Annotated in this window: 27 protein-coding genes and 2 pseudogenes; 4 read left to right on the plus strand and 25 right to left on the minus strand. The window is 28.4% G+C overall.

What is annotated here, in order from left to right:
• The 19 genes from rpsE to rpsJ form a co-directional block, all read right to left on the minus strand.
• A complete protein-coding gene (gene rpsE, locus MALL_RS01190; RefSeq protein WP_005683425.1) occupies positions 1 to 666 on the minus strand; it encodes a 30S ribosomal protein S5 in 666 nt (221 codons plus the stop codon).
• The gene (gene rplR / locus MALL_RS01195; RefSeq protein ID WP_005683313.1) at positions 666 to 1,016 is read right to left on the minus strand and encodes a 50S ribosomal protein L18; all 351 of its coding nucleotides are present in this window, start codon (positions 1,014 to 1,016) and stop codon (positions 666 to 668) included. Before rplR ends, rpsE begins: the two co-directional genes overlap by 1 nt.
• Positions 1,017 to 1,037: 21 nt before the next feature.
• Positions 1,038 to 1,577 carry a 50S ribosomal protein L6 gene (gene rplF / locus MALL_RS01200; protein WP_005683274.1) on the minus strand — a complete coding sequence of 180 codons (540 nt, stop codon included), beginning with the start codon at positions 1,575 to 1,577 and terminating at the stop codon, positions 1,038 to 1,040.
• Between the two features lie 8 nt (positions 1,578 to 1,585).
• Complete coding sequence (gene rpsH, locus MALL_RS01205; protein ID WP_005683332.1) at positions 1,586 to 1,981, minus strand: 30S ribosomal protein S8; 396 nt, start codon at positions 1,979 to 1,981, stop codon at positions 1,586 to 1,588.
• 2 nt (positions 1,982 to 1,983) lie between these two features.
• Positions 1,984 to 2,169, minus strand: coding sequence for a type Z 30S ribosomal protein S14 (locus tag MALL_RS01210; protein WP_005683262.1), 186 nt, complete (start codon positions 2,167 to 2,169; stop codon positions 1,984 to 1,986).
• Positions 2,169 to 2,717, minus strand: a complete 549-nt coding sequence (gene rplE / locus MALL_RS01215) for a 50S ribosomal protein L5 (RefSeq protein ID WP_005683346.1) — start codon at positions 2,715 to 2,717, stop codon at positions 2,169 to 2,171. The genes MALL_RS01210 and rplE overlap by 1 nt, the downstream gene beginning before the upstream one ends.
• Before the next feature lies 1 nt (position 2,718).
• A complete protein-coding gene (gene rplX / locus MALL_RS01220) occupies positions 2,719 to 3,039 on the minus strand; it encodes a 50S ribosomal protein L24 (protein ID WP_211204445.1) in 321 nt (106 codons plus the stop codon).
• Positions 3,040 to 3,066: 27 nt separating this feature from the next.
• Positions 3,067 to 3,432 carry a 50S ribosomal protein L14 gene (gene rplN, locus MALL_RS01225; RefSeq protein WP_005683353.1) on the minus strand — a complete coding sequence of 122 codons (366 nt, stop codon included), beginning with the start codon at positions 3,430 to 3,432 and terminating at the stop codon, positions 3,067 to 3,069.
• Positions 3,432 to 3,701: a 30S ribosomal protein S17 gene (gene rpsQ / locus MALL_RS01230; RefSeq protein ID WP_005683413.1), complete on the minus strand. Its 270-nt coding sequence runs from the start codon at positions 3,699 to 3,701 to the stop codon at positions 3,432 to 3,434. Before rpsQ ends, rplN begins: the two co-directional genes overlap by 1 nt.
• Positions 3,702 to 3,703: 2 nt before the next feature.
• On the minus strand, positions 3,704 to 3,895 hold the full coding sequence (rpmC, locus tag MALL_RS01235; protein ID WP_005683430.1) for a 50S ribosomal protein L29: 192 nt from the start codon (positions 3,893 to 3,895) through the stop codon (positions 3,704 to 3,706).
• Positions 3,895 to 4,329 carry a 50S ribosomal protein L16 gene (gene rplP / locus MALL_RS01240; protein ID WP_005683404.1) on the minus strand — a complete coding sequence of 145 codons (435 nt, stop codon included), beginning with the start codon at positions 4,327 to 4,329 and terminating at the stop codon, positions 3,895 to 3,897. Before rplP ends, rpmC begins: the two co-directional genes overlap by 1 nt.
• Positions 4,307 to 4,981, minus strand: a complete 675-nt coding sequence (gene rpsC, locus MALL_RS01245) for a 30S ribosomal protein S3 (RefSeq protein WP_005683283.1) — start codon at positions 4,979 to 4,981, stop codon at positions 4,307 to 4,309. The genes rplP and rpsC overlap by 23 nt, the downstream gene beginning before the upstream one ends.
• Complete coding sequence (gene rplV / locus MALL_RS01250; protein WP_005683373.1) at positions 4,981 to 5,340, minus strand: 50S ribosomal protein L22; 360 nt, start codon at positions 5,338 to 5,340, stop codon at positions 4,981 to 4,983. Before rplV ends, rpsC begins: the two co-directional genes overlap by 1 nt.
• Positions 5,340 to 5,618: a 30S ribosomal protein S19 gene (gene rpsS, locus MALL_RS01255; RefSeq protein WP_005683287.1), complete on the minus strand. Its 279-nt coding sequence runs from the start codon at positions 5,616 to 5,618 to the stop codon at positions 5,340 to 5,342. Before rpsS ends, rplV begins: the two co-directional genes overlap by 1 nt.
• Positions 5,618 to 6,463 carry a 50S ribosomal protein L2 gene (gene rplB, locus MALL_RS01260; RefSeq protein ID WP_005683381.1) on the minus strand — a complete coding sequence of 282 codons (846 nt, stop codon included), beginning with the start codon at positions 6,461 to 6,463 and terminating at the stop codon, positions 5,618 to 5,620. Before rplB ends, rpsS begins: the two co-directional genes overlap by 1 nt.
• 98 nt (positions 6,464 to 6,561) lie before the next feature.
• Positions 6,562 to 7,020, minus strand: a complete 459-nt coding sequence (gene rplW / locus MALL_RS01265) for a 50S ribosomal protein L23 (protein ID WP_005683344.1) — start codon at positions 7,018 to 7,020, stop codon at positions 6,562 to 6,564.
• On the minus strand, positions 7,020 to 7,886 hold the full coding sequence (gene rplD / locus MALL_RS01270; protein ID WP_005683265.1) for a 50S ribosomal protein L4: 867 nt from the start codon (positions 7,884 to 7,886) through the stop codon (positions 7,020 to 7,022). Before rplD ends, rplW begins: the two co-directional genes overlap by 1 nt.
• Positions 7,887 to 7,888: 2 nt before the next feature.
• Complete coding sequence (gene rplC / locus MALL_RS01275) at positions 7,889 to 8,722, minus strand: 50S ribosomal protein L3 (protein WP_005683392.1); 834 nt, start codon at positions 8,720 to 8,722, stop codon at positions 7,889 to 7,891.
• Positions 8,723 to 8,750: 28 nt separating this feature from the next.
• Positions 8,751 to 9,062 (minus strand): 30S ribosomal protein S10, encoded by a 312-nt coding sequence (rpsJ, locus tag MALL_RS01280; protein WP_005683333.1) that lies wholly within the window; start codon positions 9,060 to 9,062, stop codon positions 8,751 to 8,753.
• Between the two features lie 294 nt (positions 9,063 to 9,356).
• Here rpsJ and MALL_RS01285 point away from each other — a divergent pair, with 294 nt between their 5' ends.
• Entirely contained in the window at positions 9,357 to 10,100 is a 744-nt protein-coding gene (locus tag MALL_RS01285; protein ID WP_005683272.1) for a glycerophosphodiester phosphodiesterase family protein, read from the plus strand.
• Positions 10,101 to 10,842: 742 nt separating this feature from the next.
• Here MALL_RS01285 and MALL_RS04245 read toward each other — a convergent pair.
• From MALL_RS04245 to MALL_RS01305, 6 genes are all read right to left on the minus strand, one after another.
• Positions 10,843 to 11,712, minus strand: a complete 870-nt coding sequence (locus tag MALL_RS04245) for an Eco57I restriction-modification methylase domain-containing protein (RefSeq protein ID WP_005683396.1) — start codon at positions 11,710 to 11,712, stop codon at positions 10,843 to 10,845.
• Positions 11,713 to 11,832: 120 nt separating this feature from the next.
• On the minus strand, positions 11,833 to 13,128 hold the full coding sequence (locus tag MALL_RS04250; RefSeq protein ID WP_005683406.1) for a hypothetical protein: 1,296 nt from the start codon (positions 13,126 to 13,128) through the stop codon (positions 11,833 to 11,835).
• A gap of 129 nt (positions 13,129 to 13,257) precedes the next feature.
• A complete protein-coding gene (locus MALL_RS04255; protein ID WP_005683350.1) occupies positions 13,258 to 14,115 on the minus strand; it encodes a DEAD/DEAH box helicase in 858 nt (285 codons plus the stop codon).
• A gap of 23 nt (positions 14,116 to 14,138) precedes the next feature.
• Complete coding sequence (locus MALL_RS04260; RefSeq protein ID WP_005683268.1) at positions 14,139 to 14,318, minus strand: hypothetical protein; 180 nt, start codon at positions 14,316 to 14,318, stop codon at positions 14,139 to 14,141.
• Between the two features lie 330 nt (positions 14,319 to 14,648).
• Complete coding sequence (locus MALL_RS01300) at positions 14,649 to 16,013, minus strand: HAD family acid phosphatase (protein ID WP_005683266.1); 1,365 nt, start codon at positions 16,011 to 16,013, stop codon at positions 14,649 to 14,651.
• 123 nt (positions 16,014 to 16,136) lie between these two features.
• On the minus strand, positions 16,137 to 16,574 hold the full coding sequence (locus MALL_RS01305; RefSeq protein ID WP_005683378.1) for an RpiB/LacA/LacB family sugar-phosphate isomerase: 438 nt from the start codon (positions 16,572 to 16,574) through the stop codon (positions 16,137 to 16,139).
• Positions 16,575 to 16,699: 125 nt separating this feature from the next.
• On the opposite strand from MALL_RS01305, the pseudogene MALL_RS04690 reads away from it, so the two are divergent.
• The 3 genes and pseudogenes from MALL_RS04690 to MALL_RS01315 all read left to right on the plus strand — a co-directional run.
• Positions 16,700 to 17,017: pseudogene (locus MALL_RS04690) on the plus strand (cysteine peptidase family C39 domain-containing protein); the annotation flags it as partial.
• 1,104 nt (positions 17,018 to 18,121) lie between these two features.
• Positions 18,122 to 18,712: pseudogene (locus tag MALL_RS04695) on the plus strand (ATP-binding cassette domain-containing protein); the annotation flags it as partial.
• On the plus strand, positions 18,690 to 19,052 hold the full coding sequence (locus MALL_RS01315; protein WP_005683412.1) for a hypothetical protein: 363 nt from the start codon (positions 18,690 to 18,692) through the stop codon (positions 19,050 to 19,052). The pseudogene MALL_RS04695 and the gene MALL_RS01315, both read left to right, overlap by 23 nt.
• The last annotated feature ends 16 nt before the right edge of the window (positions 19,053 to 19,068 follow it).

Consider the following 19,068-nt stretch of genomic DNA (forward strand, 5'->3'; position numbering starts at 1 on the left):
TTATAATAAATCCTTTACATCTTTATCTCTAATTTGAGCGATTTGTTCTGGTGTTCTTAAGTTTTTTAAAGCTTCAACTGTAGCTTTAACTGTATTTGATTTTGAACGTGATCCGTATGTTTTAGTAACAATATCTGTATATCCTGCTAATTCAACAACTGCTCTAACTGTTCCAGAAGCTATAAGCCCTTTCCCTTTAGGAGCTGGTTTTAGCATAACTTTTGATGCTAAGAATTTTGCATGAACTTCGTGAGGAACTGTTCCGTTTGTAACAGATACATTGATAAGGTTATTTTGAGCATCTTTGATAGCTTTTTTAATAGCATCAGGTACTTCATTAGCCTTTCCATGTCCAAAACCTACACGACCTTTTTTGTTTCCTACAACAACAAATGCTGAAAAGCTGAATCTTCTTCCACCTTTTACAACTTTTGTTACACGAGCAATATCAACTACTTTTTCGCTGAAATCTGGAAATGCATCTTCTCTTTGACGATTTGGTCTTGAGTCTTTTCTTTGACGGTTTGGTCTTTGGTTTGTTGCACCTGGACCTTTATTTGTAGCCTGGTTGTTGTTTTCTTTGTTTGCAAGAGGTTTTCTTGGAGCTCTTAGTACTTTTGTACCTTCTGCTTTAACTTCTTGAACTGGTTTTTTTGTATTTTCCATTAGAACTTAACTCCTTTTTCTCTTACTGCATCAGCAAATGCTTTAACACGACCATGGAATAAGTATCCACCACGGTCAAAAACAACTTCTTTAATTTTTAATTTGTTGATTTTATCACCCATTAAAGCACCTAAGTCTTTAGCAGCACTTACGTTACCTCCATAGGTTTTTGAATTTAGAGTTGATACTGAAGCTAATGTAGTTCCTGTAGTATCATCGATTAATTGAGCATAGAAGTTTTGGTGTGATTTAAAAACGTTTAAACGAGGTCTTAATGCTGTTCCTGAAATGTAGTGACGTAAACGTTGGTGTTTATTCACTCTAGCTTGATTTCTTGATAATTTAGCCATATTTTACCTTTTCTACAACTTCTATTTAGAAGCTGTTTTTCCTTCTTTACGTCTAATCACTTCACCTTTGTAAGCAATTCCTTTACCTGAGTAAGGATTTGGTGTTCTAATTGCTCTAACAACGGCTGCGAATTGACCAACACTTGCTTTGTCAATTCCACTTACTAATACTTCTGTTGCTTTTGGAACTTCAACTTTAACATCACTTGGAATGTTAACGCTTACTGTGTGTGAATATCCAGCAGAAACTTCTAAAGTTGTACCTTTAATAACTGCTTTATATCCAACTCCTTTAATCTCTAAATCTTTTTTAAATCCAACTGAAACACCTGTCATCATGTTTGAAATGTGAGCATTTGTTGTTCCATGTAGTTGTTTTGTGTGTTTTTCTTCGTTTGAACGAACTGTTGTAACTTGGTTATTTTCTATGTTAATTGTTATTTTTGGACTGAAAACTCTTTCTAAAGTACCTAATTTACCTTTTACAGTAACTTTTGTACCTGCTAATTCAACTGTAACTCCAGCTGGAATGTTTAGTACTCTATTACCAACACGTGACATATAAGTACCTATCAAATGTAAGCGATAACTTCACCACCTACATTATCCTTTCTTGCTTGTTTTTCAGTCATAACACCTTTAGATGTTGAAATAATTACTGTTCCGTATCCTGATAATACTTTTGGTAATTCTTCAGCTTTAACATAAACTTTAAGTCCTGGTTTTGAAACACGTTTAATACCAATAATAGCTGGTTGTGCTCCTTTGTATTTTAAAGTAACAACGATGTTTTTTGTTGCTAATTCACCTTCAACTGTATATGAAGAAATATATCCTTCTTGTTTGATAATGTCTAATATCTTAACTTTTTTATTTGAGTATGGAATTGATACAGTTTTATGTTTTCTTTGACTTGCGTTCTTAATACGAACGATCATATCTGAAATAGGGTCTGTTATAAACATAATTATCAGCTCGCTTTCTTCATACCTGGAATTTTACCTTCATGTGCAAGGTTTCTAAAGCAGATACGACATATTTTATATTTTCTTAATACAGCATGTGGACGTCCACATAATTCACAACGTGTGTAAGCACGAGTAGAGAATTTAGCAGGACGCTTTGCTTTAACGATAAGCGATTTTTTTGCCATTATTTATCTCCTTTTTTCTCGAACGGTACACCTAGTAGTTCTAATAAACTTCTAGCTTCTTGGTTTGATTTAGCGCTAGTTACTACTAAAACATCTAAACCTTTAATACGACGAATTTTGTCAAATTCAATTTCTGGGAAAATGATTTCTTCTTTAATTCCTAGAGCAAAGTTTCCACGACCGTCGAAAGCTTTAGGATTTGCACCACGGAAATCACGAATACGTGGCATTGCAACATTGATTAATTTTTCTAAAAAGTCTCACATTTTTTCTCTACGTAGAGTAACTTTACCCCCCATAGGCATTCCTTCACGTAATTTTCATGAAGCGTTTGATTTTTTAGCTACTGTTTGAAATGGTTTTTGTGCTGTAATTAAGGTTAATTCGTTAATTACTTCTTCGATTGCTTTTGAGTTTGATACTTCTTTACCTGCAGTCATATTGATCACTACTTTTTCAATTTTTGGAACTTGCATTATTGATGAGTAATTGTATTTTTTTTGTAAAGCAGGAACTGCTTTTTCTAAATAAACTTTCTTTAAAGACATATTATATTTCCTTCTTAGTTTTTTTAGCTATTCTTACTTTTTTACCATCTTTAAATGTGTATCCAATTTTTGAAACTTGAGCAGGAGCATTTTTAACAGCTTTTTTTGTTAAGAATGCAACATTTGAAACGTGAATAGCAGCTTCTTTTGAAGATATTGATCCTTCTGTATTTTGTTGTGTTGGTTTGTTGTGTTTTGTTACCATGTTAACATCTTTGATAATTACTGTTTGTGCTTTATGATTAACAGCTTGAATTGTTCCTGATTTCCCTTTGTTTCTTCCTGTTGTTACGTAAACTTGATCATTTTTCTTGAATTTAATTTTGTTCATAATTTCTAATCTCCTTTACTATAAAACTTCAGGTGCTAGTGAAACGATTTTTGGGAATTTTTCACGAATTTCACGTGCAACTGGTCCAAAAACACGAGTTCCACGAGGTGTTAAATCTTCTTTTAATAGCACAACTGCATTGTCATCGAAACGAATGTATGATCCATTGTCTCTTGATGTTCCATAACGACTTCTAACAACAACTGCTTTAACAACTTGACCAGCTTTTACCGCTCCGTTAGGAATGGCTTTTTTAACTGAACAAACAACTATGTCACCAATTTTAGCAACTTTTTTCTTACTTCCACCTAATATACGAATAACACCGATTTCTTTAGCACCTGAGTTATCAGCTACATTTGCTCTTGATAATTCTAAAAGCATTATTTAGCTCCTTCAATTGCTGCTTGTTTAACTGAAACTAATCTAAAGTGTTTTGTTTTTGAGTATGGACGAGTTTCCATAATTAAAACAACATCGTTTAATTTTGCTTCGTTATTTTCATCGTGTACTGCGAAACGTTTTGTTGATTTAAAACGTTTAGAGTATAAAGGGTGTTTTTTGTAAGTATCAACTGCAACTATAATAGTTTTTGGTGTTTTATTAGCTGAAACAACTGTTCCAGTTAATGTTTTTCTTGAATTTCTTTCCATAATTAGTTAGCTCCTTTTTCATTTAAAGCTGTAAGGATTTTTGCAATATCTTTTCTTAATTCATTAATTTTGTGTGATTGGTCTAGTGATCCTGTAGCATTTTTGAATCTTAATGTTCAAAGTTCAGCTTTAAGGTCGACAATTAATGTTCTTAATTCTTCAACGCTTTTTGATTTGATATCTTTATATAACATTATTTATCTCCTTCTGTAGTTGTAACTTCTTTTTGAACAATTCTTCATTTAACAGGTAGTTTGTGTCCTCCAAGACGTAATGCATCACGTGCAATATCTTCTCTAACACCACTAACTTCAAACATCATTGTATTAACTTTAACTGCTGTATATCATTTTTCAGGTGTTCCTTTTCCTGACCCCATACGAACTCCGATAGGTTTAGAAGTTTTTGAAAAGTGAGGGAAAATACGAATAATAACTTGTCCTTCACGTCCCATTCTTCTTGTAATAGCAATACGAGCACTTTCAATTTGTCTAGCTGTAACTCATGCACTGGTTATAGCTTGTAAACCAAATTCTCCAAATGAAACTTTGTTTCCTTTGTGAGCAACACGTTTATCGTGTTTTACCAAGAAAGGTTTACGGTATTTAGTTCTTTTTGGTTGAAGCATGTTTATCATCTCCTTCCAATATTTCACCTAGTGAAACTCAAACTTTAACTCCAATAGCTCCGTATGTTGTACGTGCTGTTGCAGTTGCATAATCAACGTTTTGTCTTAATGTATGTAGTTTCATTTCTCCTTCAGAATATCCTTCTGAACGAGCCATGTCAACTCCATTTAAACGACCACTAACGCTTGTTTTAACACCTTTAGCTCTTGAACGCATAGCATTTCTGATTGCCATTTTTTGTGCAGTTCTGAAGCTTTCACGGTTTTCTAATTTAACAGCGATCATTTCAGCAAGTAATCTTGCATTTAAATCTGGATTTTTTAACTCAACAACTTTAATGTTTAGTTTAATGTTTTTGTTTTTGATGAACTTAGTTAATTTTGTTGTTAATTCAACAACGTTTTTTCCTTCTTGTCCTAAAACTAAGGCAGGTTTAGCACTTAATAATGTAACAGTTACATGGTTATTTTGTGTTCTTTTAATTTCCACTTTACCAATTTGGTATTGACGTACTAACTTATCGAAAAATTTATAAATTTTGGCATCTTCAACTAATTGATTACCGAATTGAGCTTTATCAGCAAATCATGTTGTATTATGTGCTTTAGTAACTCCATAACGGAATCCATTTGGATTAACTTTTTGTCCCATTAGTTTCTTTCCTCCAATGTTATAGATAAGTGTGATGTACGTTTGAAGATTGAATAAGCTCTTCCTTGGCTTCTTGGTTGAAATCTTTTAAGTGTCGGTCCTTCATTAACCAATACTTCTTTAACAAATAATTTTGATGCGTCCATTCCATGGTTGTTTGTAGCATTAGCTACTGCAGAATTTAATAATTTTACAAATAATGGAGCAGCTTTTTTAGCTGTATTTTGTAATATACCTAAAGCTACTCTAACATCTTTTCCTCTGAAAAGATCTGCAACTAATCTTGCTTTACGTGCAGAAACACGTTGTAATTTAACAAGAGCTTTTGCTTGTTGTACTTGAATTTCTTGTTTTGCCATTATTTCTTCTTACCTTTATCTGATCCATGTCCTGTAAATGTTCTAGTAGGTGAGAATTCTCCCAATTTGTGTCCTACCATATCATCAGTAACATAAACTTCGATAAATTGTTTACCATTGTGAACAGAGAATGTTAAACCAACAAAACTTGGGAAGATTGTTGAACGTCTTGATCAAGTTTTAATAGGTTTTTTAGGAGCTTTTCCTTCAACGATAGCATCAACTTTTTTTAGTAAATGATCGTCAGCAAATGGACCTTTTTTAAGACTACGTGCCATTATTTAGCATCCTTTCTTCTTCTAATAATTAATTTGTTTGAAGATTTCTTAGTTTTTCTTGTTTTAACTCCAAGAGCTTTTTTACCTCATGGTGTAAGAGGAGCTTTACGTCCGATAGGTTGTTTACCTTCTCCCCCTCCATGTGGGTGATCTACAGGGTTCATTACTGATCCTCTAACTGTAGGTCTAACACCCATGTGTCTGTTTCTTCCGGCTTTACCTAAATTAACTAATAAGTGTTCTTCGTTACCAACAATACCAATTGTTGCACGGCAACGTGCTAAGATACGACGTGTTTCACCGGATTTTAGTCTTAACACTACGTATTTTCCATCATCATCTTTACCTAAGATTTGAGCTGAAGTTCCGGCACTACGTGCTATAACTCCTCCACCTCCAGGTTGCATTTCAATGTTATGAACATATGTTCCTTCAGGAATTGCTGATAAAGGTAATGAGTTACCTACAATAATATCTGCATTTTCTCCTGAAAATAAAACTTGTCCTACTTTAATCCCTTTAGGGGCTAAAATATATTTTTTTTCTCCATCTGCATATGCTAATAAACAAATGTTTGCTGATCTATTTGGATCATATTCAATTGTTTTAACTACAGCTGGAATATTATCTTTGTTACGTTTGAAGTCGATAAGTCTATAAAATCTCTTAACTCTTCCTCCGTGGTGTCTAACAGTAATTTTACCTGTATTGTTTCTACCTGCATTGTTCTTTAATATAACTAATAAAGATTTTTCAGGTGCATGTCCACTAAGGTTTTCTTTGTAGTTAAGAGTAGACATGTTACGACGACCGTTTGTAGTTGGCTTATAATGTTTAATTGCCATTTTGTCATACTCCTTGCTTAAAAATAGTTGCGGATCTTTCTTTTAAGCTTATAAATTCCGCTTTGTAACAAACTTTTAAAAGTTTATTTATTTGGTGATTATTCTCCACCAACTTTTCTTGTTGTTGTTTTTTTAGTAGCAACTGATTTAACAGCTTTTGAAGCACTTGCTTTTTTGTTTGCTAATTTTGCTGCTGCTCTTTTTTCAACATCGCTAACTTCTTTTTTAGCAGGTTTTTTAGCTTCTGCTTTTTCGTCAGCTTTTTGTGCAGTTTCTTCTGTTGGGAAGAAATTAATTGTGTTTCCTTCTACTAAAGTTACAATAGCTTTTTTGTAACGGTTTGTAAATCCATGGAAACGTCCAACACTTTTAGGTTTTTTGTCAACTTTAATTGTGTTAACTTTAGCAACTTTAACTTTGAAAATTATTTCAACTGCGTTTGCTATTTGATGTTTGTTTGCATCAAAAGCAACTTCAAATGAATAAACACCGTTTTCCATTTGTGCATAGGTTTTTTCGGTTAAAACTGGTTTTTTAATGATATCTGTTAATTGCATTATTTTGCCTTCCCTTCTAACACTTTAAGACCAGCTTGTGAAATAACCATAACGTCTGCTGAAACTAATAATTCAACTGAAAGTGAATTTGGTTTAACAGTAACAACGTTTGCTAAGTTAGCTGCCGATTTGAAAACTAATTCATCTTCTGTTACCACAAGAACGTGTCTAACATCGTTTAATTTTAGTTTTGTTAATTTAGCAACTAAATCTTTTGTAGAAATTTTTGATAATTTTAAATCATCAATTGCTACAGCTTTGTCGTTTGCTAATAATGTAAGTGCTGATACAAATGCAGCAAATCTTACTTTTTTGTTAACTTTTAATGAGTAGTTTCTTTCTGATTGAGGACCAAATGCTCTACCTCCACCTACGAATACAGGTGTTCTAAGAGATCCAGTTCTTGCTCTACCAGTTCCTTTTTGTCTTCAAGGTTTTTTCCCTGTTCCACTTACTTGTGCACGGTTTTTAACTTGGTGTGTACCTTGTCTTCTTGAAGCACGATCTGATAGGATTGTGTCAAAAATTGCTTGTTCGTAAATCTTTTCACTTGCAAATAATTCTGCAGGTAATTTAGATTCAAATGTAACTTTGTTAGCTACTGATTTAACAACTTCAACTTTTTGTGATTTTGCAACTGTTGGTTTTGCTTCTTTTTTAGGAGCAACTGGAGCTTTAACTTCTTTTTTAACAGGTGCTTTTGTTACAACTTCTTTTGCTTCTTTTTTAGGAGCAACAGGTTTAGCAACTTTTTTAACTGGAGCAGCTTTTACAGGAGCTTTTGCTTTAGGCGCAGCTTCAGTTTTTGTAGTTTTAACAGGAGCTTTTTTAGCTGTAGCTGTTTTTGTTTTTACTTGTTCTGCCATAACTATTTATCTCCTTCTTTTGCTTCATTTGCTTTTGCTTCAGTTTCTGCAGCTAATTTAGCTTCAGCAGCTTCTATTAAAGGTAATAATTCTCTTGAATTCATTCCAGCTGTAACTTCAACTTGTAATTTTTTAGCTTTTTCAACTAATTCGTTCATTAATAGAACTTCGTTGATATCAACTAAAACGATTGGGTTGTGGCTTGGCAATCCTTTAACACCTTCTTTAACCATAACAAATGATTTTTTAGGTCCTGGGATTGATCCTTTAATTAAAAGTAAATTGTTTTTTAAATCAACTTTAACAACTTCTAAGTTTTGAACTGTTGTTTTAACATTACCTAATTGTCCTGGCATTGTCATACCTTTAACAACTTTATTTCCGGCAATATCTCCAAGTGATCCTGTTTGTCTTACGGGTTGTGATCCACCACCTCCCCCGTGAGATTTAGGTCCTATGTGTTGATTGTGTCTTTTAATTGTTCCAGCAAATCCTTTACCTTTTGATGTTCCTGTTACATCAACAAGATCACCTACTTTAAAAATGTTTGCTTGAACAAGTTGTCCAAGTTCATAACCTGACATGTCACGAACTTCTTTTACGTAGCGCTTAGGTGTTGTATTAGCTTTTGCAAAGTGACCTGTTTCAGGTTTGTTTGAACGGCTTGCTTTCTTGTCAAAAACAGCTAATTGTGTTGCCACATAACCATTTTTGTCTGAAGAAAGAACTTTAGTAACAACATTTGGTTGAACTTCAATAACTGTAACAGCAACTCTTGTTCCTAATTCAGTATAAATTTGAGTCATACCAACTTTACGTCCTAAGATTCCTTTCATATTTTCTCCTTATGTTTAATATATAAACTTATTTTGTTTTAACTGTAACTTGAATCGCTACCCCAGCAGGTAGTTCAAGTCTTTTGATTTTGTCTGTAGTAGCATCAGTAACTTTAGTAACTACTATAAGTCTTTGGTGTGTTCTACTTTCAAATTGTTCACGACTTGGTTTATTAACGTGAACTGATCTTAAGATAGTGATTTCTTCTCTTTTTGTTGGAAGAGGAATTGGTCCACTAACTTCTGATCCTGCAGCTTTTGCAGCGCTAAAGATTTTTTTTGCAGCTTCATCTACTAAAGCGTGATCAAAACCTTTAACTTTGATATTTAATCTACTCATTGTTGTCTCCTTTGTTCATTTTGAACTTAGCTCCTCATAAAAACCTTATACGTCCTCAACAACTATTTTGGCGTATTAGCAACCTTATGAATCCGGGCTAGTTGCTTTTTAATTATAAGGATAAAAAAAATTTTCGGAAACAAATTTATCAAGATTTTTTTTGGTGTTTTATTCTAACAACTCTTTTTGGTGTATCGAATTAAAAACTAATTTCTAAAAAGGTTATTTTTTATTAATTTTTGTTCAATATTCTTATTTATTTATATAAATAGTTAAATAATATAAAATGTTAATATGAATAAAAAAATCTACAAAATTGCCCATCGAGGTTATTCAAGTTTATATCCAGAAAACACAAAGTTAGCTTTTTCAAAAGCTTTAGATTCTGGTTTTGACGGTGTAGAAATTGATCTACATTTGACAAAAGATAATCAAATTGTTATTATTCATGATAATAATACTAAACGTTTAACTGATAAAAATTTAGTAGTTAAAAATTCTAATTTAGAGGAATTAAAAAAATTAAATTTAGCAGCTAAATATAAAGAAATAGGTTTGTTTGAACAGATTTTAACTATTGAAGAATTTTTAGAATTGTACGTTAATAAATTTGACTTAATTAATTTAGAAATAAAAGTAACTAAACAAAAGATTTGTAAATTTGTCAAAATTCTTTTAAACAAATTATCCCCTTATTTAAATAATATAAATAAATTTGTATTTAGTTCATTTAACTACGATGTTTTATATGAGTTAAATAAAAATGATAAAAATTTAAAATTAGCTTTTTTATGCAAAACTAAAAAAGCTTTATTAAATATCAGTAAGTTTAATTTAAAAATAATTACTTATTTAGCACCTTCATTAAATTCATTTAGAATTAATAAAAAATTCTATGATTCATATAATAAATATTATTTATTTTGAACATTAAAAACTAAAAAGAGTTTTTTAAAATACAGTAAATTTTTAAATACATTTGGATTGATTTTACATAAACCATTCTGATATAAAAAGCAAAGAAATAATAAAAAATAAGAGAATTTTTCAATAGTAAATAATTTAGTTAAAATTCATATTCATCTTGTACATAGGTAAATATGTATTTTTATGTTGATTAACTTGGAAAGCAGATTCAAATAAGTTATTAAAAAATACACCAATAATTCTGGTGTATTTATTATTATTGTTTGGATTTTAATCATTCTTTTTACGTTTACTTCAAACAGTTGTTTCAATATAATTAATTTCTTCATTTGATAAATTATATTTTTTATAAAGTTTTTCATCGGTTCAAGTTTGATCAAAAGAAACTATTGGTATTAATGAAAAAACATTCGGTGGTACTTGTTGAGTAAATTTAAGTTGACCAAGTAAGAAATGGAAAATTTGGTATTCATATAACTGTAACAGCTGTTTCTTTCTTCTTCATTTTTAAAAGGCCCAACAGTTTGAAACGTTTGTGTACAAATTGATTCAAATTCGGGTTTTATTAAGTTTAATTTATCCTTATTTACATCTCCTTCTCCAACTGCTTTTCTCATAAATAATTTATATGAATTCATCAAGTTTTTATTCTTTGTAAAAATGTCTTTTTTTACGTATCCTACAAATTCTTTTGCATATATTTTTACATAATTATTATTTACTTTTACACTATTATATTCACTAAAATTTGAAAGTAATCCGAAAGGATTTTGAGATCCTATTAAAGATGAAAAATTCTCTTTTAAAAGATCATTAAAAACTTTTTTGATTATTGGTCTTGAATTTGAATATCTTATAACTGCTCCAATATTAAATTCATCAAGTTCTCTAAGGTCATAATTATCAATATTTTTGTCAATAAAATGGTATTCTGTTTTTTCTCATTTTTTTGTTTTTCAAAAAGTAAATAACAAATACCACCTTTTATTTCAACATTTGTAAATAGATCTGATTCTTCTTTATGATCAAAAATAGTTTTCAAATTTTTTGACTCTAAAACTCTTTTTCTAAATGTAGAAATTTCACTTTTTCCTCCGGTCATTCATCTAGAAGGTACAACCATGCTTTCGTATCTTGTGTTCAAGTCTAAACCTAATTCAATAAAATGTCCATACAAGGAGCTTGCATTATTTTGATTGTCTAAAATTGTGTTTTTTTCTTGATATGGTGGGTTTCCATCTATAACACTAAATCTCATATTGCTTTCTCCTTCTTCTTTTTGAAATATTTTACCTTGATGCATTGAATTTATAAATTCTTTTTTTGTATTTTTGCCTTTTAAAATTTTAGACAAATCAGTTTTATACCTAATATTAGTAGGTTTTTTACGATATCCAATTAAAGTTTTTTGAGTTATCGAACGAGCCATTTCAGAATTAGTAAGAACAAAAATTTGTTCTTTAACTATTTTATCTCAAAGTTCTATTCTCTGTTCTACATCTAAATCATTTTTATATACTTTTTTAAGTTCATTTTTATAAAAAGTATAAGTTATATATAGAGGATATAATCCTGTTTTAGAACCTGGATCAAGTATTTTTTCCCCTTGTTTAAAGACATTTTCGCTAAATCCTTGAATATCTTTGTAAACAGGTTCCTCAAGTTCTTGACTAAAATCATCATTAAAGAAAGTATATCCACCAACTGTATTGCTTAAGTGCATATTAACAACTCTTCAAGGTGTTAAGACAGTTTCTTTATCTGGATTTCTAAAGCTTGAGAATAACTCAGCTATTTTTTTAATTCTTTTAGTTGGTTCAAATTTATCAGCTAGTTCAGCTTTTTAACGAATATTATTTCCAGCACCAATAAATACTGTTTTGTCAAAATAGTACTTAATCTCTTTAAAATTTTGTTTTGTAACGCCTTTTGGCATAAATTCTTCTCAAAAATCATCTTTGATTAATTCGGTAAGATTGCTTAAGTCAAAATTTTCATCTAAGTAGTCATCCTTTCCATAAAACATTAATGGAAAACGAACTGCAATTGATCTTAATACTAATTTACTGTTTCTAATTTCTTTTAGTCTTTGATTTCTTGCTTTTTCTTCCTCTGTTTTAGGATGTTTTATTATCTCTAATGAATTTACAGTTTCGTTTTCAGAAATATTATTTTGATTTATTACTATAGATGTCTTAGGTTTATTACGTATAGAAGATTTAGAAATAGTATTTCCTATTCTAGTAATTAATTCTAAATCTAGATCAAATTCAATATTCTCTTTTGAAAAAATTCTATCATCATCAAAACTATTTGATGCAACACGATTAATAAGTGATCTTTTTATTTCACTTAAAATATATTTAACATCAGCATTTTTCATTATTGAACCTTTAATAGCTATTACAGGACAGAATTTTAGAAATTTAGTAATGTTCTCTTCTACTAATTTATCATTAGATCTATTATTATTTAACAAGTTAGCTGTTTTATTGCTTGCCATATCGTAAACAATTTTTAAAGCACGATCTGGAGAAAAATCAAAAACATATGCTTGTTCTTTTATAAATCCATTTACTTGTCATGGACTTTGAACTCTAAATATTGTTTGTAAATAACTTATTGCACTTGTGTTTTGTCCACCATACAACATAAATACCCCAGTTCAAGGACGAACAGTTACACCGGTGGTTAAACGTCCACACGATAAAGTAATTGTTCTTGTTTTTGAAGGATCATTTCCTATATGCGCATTTAAATTGTCTAAATGTTTTTTTTCAAGTCGATCTGCTTTTTCATCACCATCTCCAGCCACATTAATAATTTCAAACAAACTAAATATTTCATGTTTTTTTAATAGATCAGCTAAAGCTTTTGCTTCTTTTACACCTGGAAGCATTCATAAAGTATGCTTAAAGTACTCTCTAAATTCTTCAGTAGAAAATGGATAATTAGTGTTATTTTTAGTTTCTTTAAGATTGTATTGTCCAACTAACAAATCTAAGAAGGCTTTAACATCTTTTTGATTAATGAATTTACCAATGTGTTCTTGACTAGGTAAAAAAGGATCATCTTTGGTATAAACTTTAAAAAATTGTGTGAAGTTAAAATACAAGTCTTTTGTACTTATATAATCCATAAAATAGTCTTCTAAACCATAAGTTAAAATGTTTAAATTAGGAAGTGTTTCATATGGATTAGGATCTAAACTTTCTTTATATCAATTAAGTTTAGCCTCTTGTTCATCAATGTAATCATAAGTAAATCTTTATTCAGGACTAAAATCATTAATAATATTAAAAGGTGTTCCAGATAAATATATAAAGAATAATTTAGTTTTGAATTTTTTATCATTCTTTTTTAATTCTTTGTTTCTTTCTACTAAGGCTTTTATAACCTCAGTTCCTTTTTCGCTATGTACTCCTTCATGAGCTTCATCGATTAAAACTAAATTTCAAGGAATATTAAAAGCATATTGATTTTTATTAAATGCTCCTTTAGCTATTTCTGAACCTCTCAAATCTTGCATAGAAGCAAAATAAACAATTTTTTTATCTTGATTATCATTAACAATTTTTTCTAAATTTTCTTTACTATTTTTTCCTAAAAAAATATAGTTTTTAAAACCTAACCCACATGAATCAAATTCTTCTTTTCATTGTGTTTCTACATCAGGTCTATGAGTTAAAATTAAAGTAAATTTAGGAGCAATTTTTTCAACAGCATTTAAAATTGAAATTGTTTTTCCAAAACGCATTTTAGCGTCAAGCAAAAATTTATCATACTTATCATGATAACATTTTAAGATTTTTTCAACCGCTTCTCTTTGAGGCTTACGCAAAATAATAGGATTTGGCATTCCAGATATTTTCTTTTCAATTATTTTAAATTCATTCGATTTTGCAGAGTTAATAGCATTTAAAACATCTTCAAGTTTACAAATAAATCATTCAGTAGCAGAAGAATTATCAAAAATTTTACGTTTAAAATTTGACATTTCTAAAATTTTATGAATTTTTTTATCATCAAAAGTTACGATATTGCCACTATTGTCTTTATTGTTTAAAATTGCTAATTCAGTATGAAATAAATGATAAGTATTACCAGCAGTTCCGGTTTGTTCCAAAATCCTTTTATTTGCAACTTTGTTTAATATTTCATTATTAGCTTCAAGTTTTCAATCCCCTTAAAATATTTCAAACTAGTTTTTCCTATTTTTAAGCAACCTTCATGTTTATTATCATCTATTCAATAAACATAAATAACATTTATCTTTTTAGAAATAGGACTTTTAATAATTGAATCTTTTGTTTTTAATTTTTCTAACATATTATTTTTGTCCTTTATTTATGTAATTAATGTTTAAATTTAGTTTGTTAACAGATCTAGTGTTTTTAGTCATTATTTTCATCATACTGCATCCTAGTTTTAAAATATATAAATATTTTATCATTTTAACGAAAAAACGCCATAAATAACTATTTTATAGGCAAATTTAATTAAAATTCTCACATTGTTATTTTATAGTTAAATTTGCAATAATCTTCTTTTGATACCTCATTTAACTAGAGTTTAGTAAATAAGTAAATAAAAAATAAACTCCATAATCGACTATGGCATAGTCAATTAAGAGTCTATCGAATTAACCAATTTAAATTATTATTTTAAATCTTTAGGATCAGCAATTATTCTTTTAACTTCATCTCATAAGTTTTTATATGTGTTTTTGAACCCAAATGGTTCTAATCAACCACCATATTCAGAATTACCTGAAATTAAAACATATGATTGATTTCACTCTAAATCACTTCATACACCTTTTGTATATTTACGTCCTTTAGCTCCAGTTGGGCTTAAGAATAAGTCTTTCATTTTTGCTTCACTTGATTCAAATAAAGCTACTCTTTCATCGTTTGATTTTCCTTTAGATGCTTCATCAAAAAAGTCATTAAAGTTATCACCAATCTTCATCATTACACGAAGTTTAACGGCATCACCATCTTTTTCATCGCTAAAGTTTCAACCTACAGTATTATCACTAACAGCATTCATTCTCATATTTTTTAAAAATTGTTTTCCAATTCCTTCTGCTATTAATGTATTAGGTCATGAAATTCATGGTTTAGCTTCAAATTTATCTGTTACTTCAATTTTTGCCACTGCTTTTAATTCATCTTTAGTAACTTTTGTAGCTTCTTCAGATTTCATTGTTTTATACTTATCAAAAATTGTTGCTTCTTTAGGTACATAAGGTGTTGCACCTCTCATTCAGAATTGTCAATTTTTTAGATATTCTTTTTTAATTCCAGCTTTTTCTAGATTTAATTTTACTGCATCTCTAACGGCTGTAGATTGTGACATATCTGAGTTATACATTACAACACCACCTTTTTCAAAAACATGGTTAATAAACGCAATAGCACCAGGTGTTGCTTTTCTTATTCCTTTTAAATCATATTTTTCTTTATCAGCCGGATTAAATCCTCCAACAGTCATAGCATTAGCTTCTGTAAAGTCATTGCTTAAAACTGTTTCATCAATGTCCATAAAAACTACTGGAATGAATTTACCATTATCTGGGTTAGAAACTTTACCAGTTGTTGAATCAACTTTTGCTAAATCTAACATTGATTTCATTTTTTCGTCTTTTATCAAATTATCAAATTTGACTTTAGCAAAAGCATAATCTTGTTCTCTTCCGATTCTTGATTCAGCACTTTTTATGTATCAAACTACTGATCCAATTTGTGCTGCGTCTTTATTTAATTTATCTATTAAAACTGCTTTTTCATCTGCACTTAAAACACTTTTAATATCTAAACTATCAATCAATTGTGCTTTTTGCACTTTTGATAATTTTTCAATTTTTTCATTGACAAATTTTACTTTGTCAGTATCAGCTAATTTATCAAAATCTGCTGATTCCACATTTTTAGTAGTGTTACATGAAATAGCAGCAACGCTTAAAGCACTTATGGCTGGTAAAATAGCTCCTGCTAATCATAATTTTTTGTGAAATTTCATTATTAATTTACTCACTTTCGGGTATGAAATAGTCCATACAATTTAAAGTATATTACTATTAAAAAAAATTGATATTTTTTAAATTTATAAAAAAAATAAGTGGAATATTTTTCCACTTATCTGCTATTTATCTAGTTCATCAATTCTTGATTGGTGTCTTCCACCTTCATATTGTGTTGCTATGTAATCATCAATCATTTCAAAAGCTTTTTCTTTTTCAATTTGTCTTCCACCAAAACATAAAACGTTAGCATCGTTATGTAATTTTGCTAAGTGTGCATCCTCAACACTTGTTACTCTTGCTGCACGAATGTGTTTATGTCTATTTAGTGCATATGAAATACCTAAACCTGTACCACAAACTCCCACACCAAAATCAACTTTATGCTCATCTACATAATTAGCAAGTTCTTTTCCTTGTGTTGCATATGAAACTGATACTTTATCAGTATCTGGTCCTAAATCAACTGTTTCATAGCCTTTTTTGGCTAAGTAATTTTTGATATTTTCTTTTAATTCAAATCCAGCATGATCGCTAGCTAAAGCTACTACTTTTTTCATAAAACTCCTTAATTTATTTAATTTTACAACATTGTAGAATAAATATTCAAAATAATACAAAAACTAAGTTTTTCCTTTTATTGTTCTTTATTAGTAAACTTATCATTTATTAAAAAAAATATAATGTGAAACAAATAGACTCAAAAGAATGCTCGTTACTGGTTATAAAATATTTTTATGATCGCTTTTATCAAAAAAGCATACCTATTGAAATTCTAAAAAGCAATGCTGATTATGATGAAATAGGTATAAAAATTGACCAAATAAGCTTATTAGCAGCAAAATACGGTTTAAATTTATCAGCTTATAAATGTGATTTTAAAAGCCTTTTAGATCTTGAAAAAAGTGAATATCCTATTTCTATAATAATCAATAGAAATGATTTTTTGCATTTGATTGTAATTAAAAAGAAAATAGCTAATCATTTTTTAATTTATGATCCAATTGATGGTCATATTTGACTTAACCATAGAGATTTAAGTAAAATTTATGTAAAATTAATAGTTACATTTAAAAAACAAAAATATTATGTTCCAAAAAAATATTCATTGGTTTCTAATTTAGGTTTTTCATTACCTTATTTTTTAGTCACATTAATCTTTTTAATTTCAAAATTATTGAGTCCATTATTAGCGAGAGTTTTACTTTCAAACATTTATTATTCATTTGAATTTGAACCATTAATAACGCTTATTTTATTATTTATTTGATTTGCCATTAGTACTCAAATTTTTTACACAGTTTCATATAAATTAATTAATAACTTAATTATTAAAAAGATAGAATTTAACGCTTCTAAATATATAGAAAAAATTCAACAAAATCCTTTAAAAACTATATTTAAATATAATGATAATGAACTCTTAAATCGTTTTAATGCCATAAAATCTGTTGAAGAATTTCGAGTCACTTTTTTAAGTAATGTAATAATTGATTTAATCTCTTTACTGGCTTCTTTTTTCTATTTGTATTATGCTAATTTGGTTGTCTTAATTATTGTTTTTTCATATGCATTTATTTCTTTATTAATTGGTGTATATATCAATATAAACATAAATTTTTATTCCAAACAAATAGAAGAAAAAAATACACTAGTTAATTTAGATTTAATCAATATTTTTAATGAATATCGATATAACTCTAGAGATTTTTTGATTAGCAATATAAAAAATAAATACTCAAAAAATTATCAAGAATTAAATAACAAAAATTCTATTTTAAGTTCAAAACTAGATTTTTGAAATTCTATTCACTCAGTAATTAATACTTTAATACCTTTTATTATTTATTCAAGTGCTATATATTATTATTGAACACAAAAACTGCCTTTATATGAATTTATTATCTATCTAAGTGGAATAAATTTATTAAGTGAGCCTTTAAAAGGTATTAATAGCAAAATAACAATATTTAATAAAAATAGAATTAATCTAAGCATTATTGAAACATTCAATATAAAAGAAAAGATAAATAAAGAAAACATAAAACTAAAAAATAATTTATCAGAACTAAATGTAAAAAATTTAAAATTATTTTTAAAAGGTAAATTAATCTTAAATATAAATAATTTAGTTATAAAAAATAACGTTCACCTGATTGGAAAAAATGGAATAGGAAAGTCTACTTTTTTGAAACTATTATCTGGTTTTTATGAAGAATATGAAGGAAAAATTATTTTAAAAAATAATCAAAATAGTTATGATTTAGAAAAAACATATTTAAATAATTTTTATTTAAGCAATGAACAATATTTTTCAGACATTAAAATTATTGATTACATAAGTGACTTTAAAAAAATAAATGAAGATGTAATTGATCAAATTTTTAATAAATATCAAATTTATGATTTACTTGAAATTAGCAAAATAGACCTACAGAAGACAATGCTAAATAATGCAAATAATTTATCAACTGGCCAAAAAAGAATTGTTTCTTTTTTAAAAATTATTTTAACAAAACCTGATTATATTTTTTTGGATGAAGCTTTTGAAAATATACAAAATGACATATCTAATAAAATTAAAAACGTTTTAATTTTTGAATTAAACAACAGTACTTTTGTAGAGATATCACATAATAATAATTTTGTTCACTCTAATGTAGAAAGGATAAATTTTGAAAAAATCAACAATGTTTAAATTTGTTTTTTTACTTGTTTTGTTACTTATAATAATTACCGTTTTTATTTATTTAATTTTTAAAATTTCAATTCCAATTTATAAAAAAACTTTTGTTTATCAAGATAATGGCAAATTTTATTTAAACAATATTTTTAAAAGTGAAGAAAAAAATATTCCAATTATATTAAGTTCGAAAAACACTTTTTACCAATATACCTTTGATATAGTTAAAATAGTAAATAATAAAACACAAATAATTTTAAATCAAGAACCAAAAATATTTTTTGATTTTCAAAAAGGTGTTGAATCTTCTGTCTTTGTTTACTACACTAATCTATTCGATATCTTTACTAAGTAAAACCTTGGATATGTTA

The sequence above is a fragment of the Mycoplasmopsis alligatoris A21JP2 genome, assembly GCF_000178375.1.
Taxonomy (GTDB): Bacteria; Bacillota_I; Bacilli_A; order Mycoplasmatales; family Metamycoplasmataceae; genus Mycoplasmopsis; species Mycoplasmopsis alligatoris.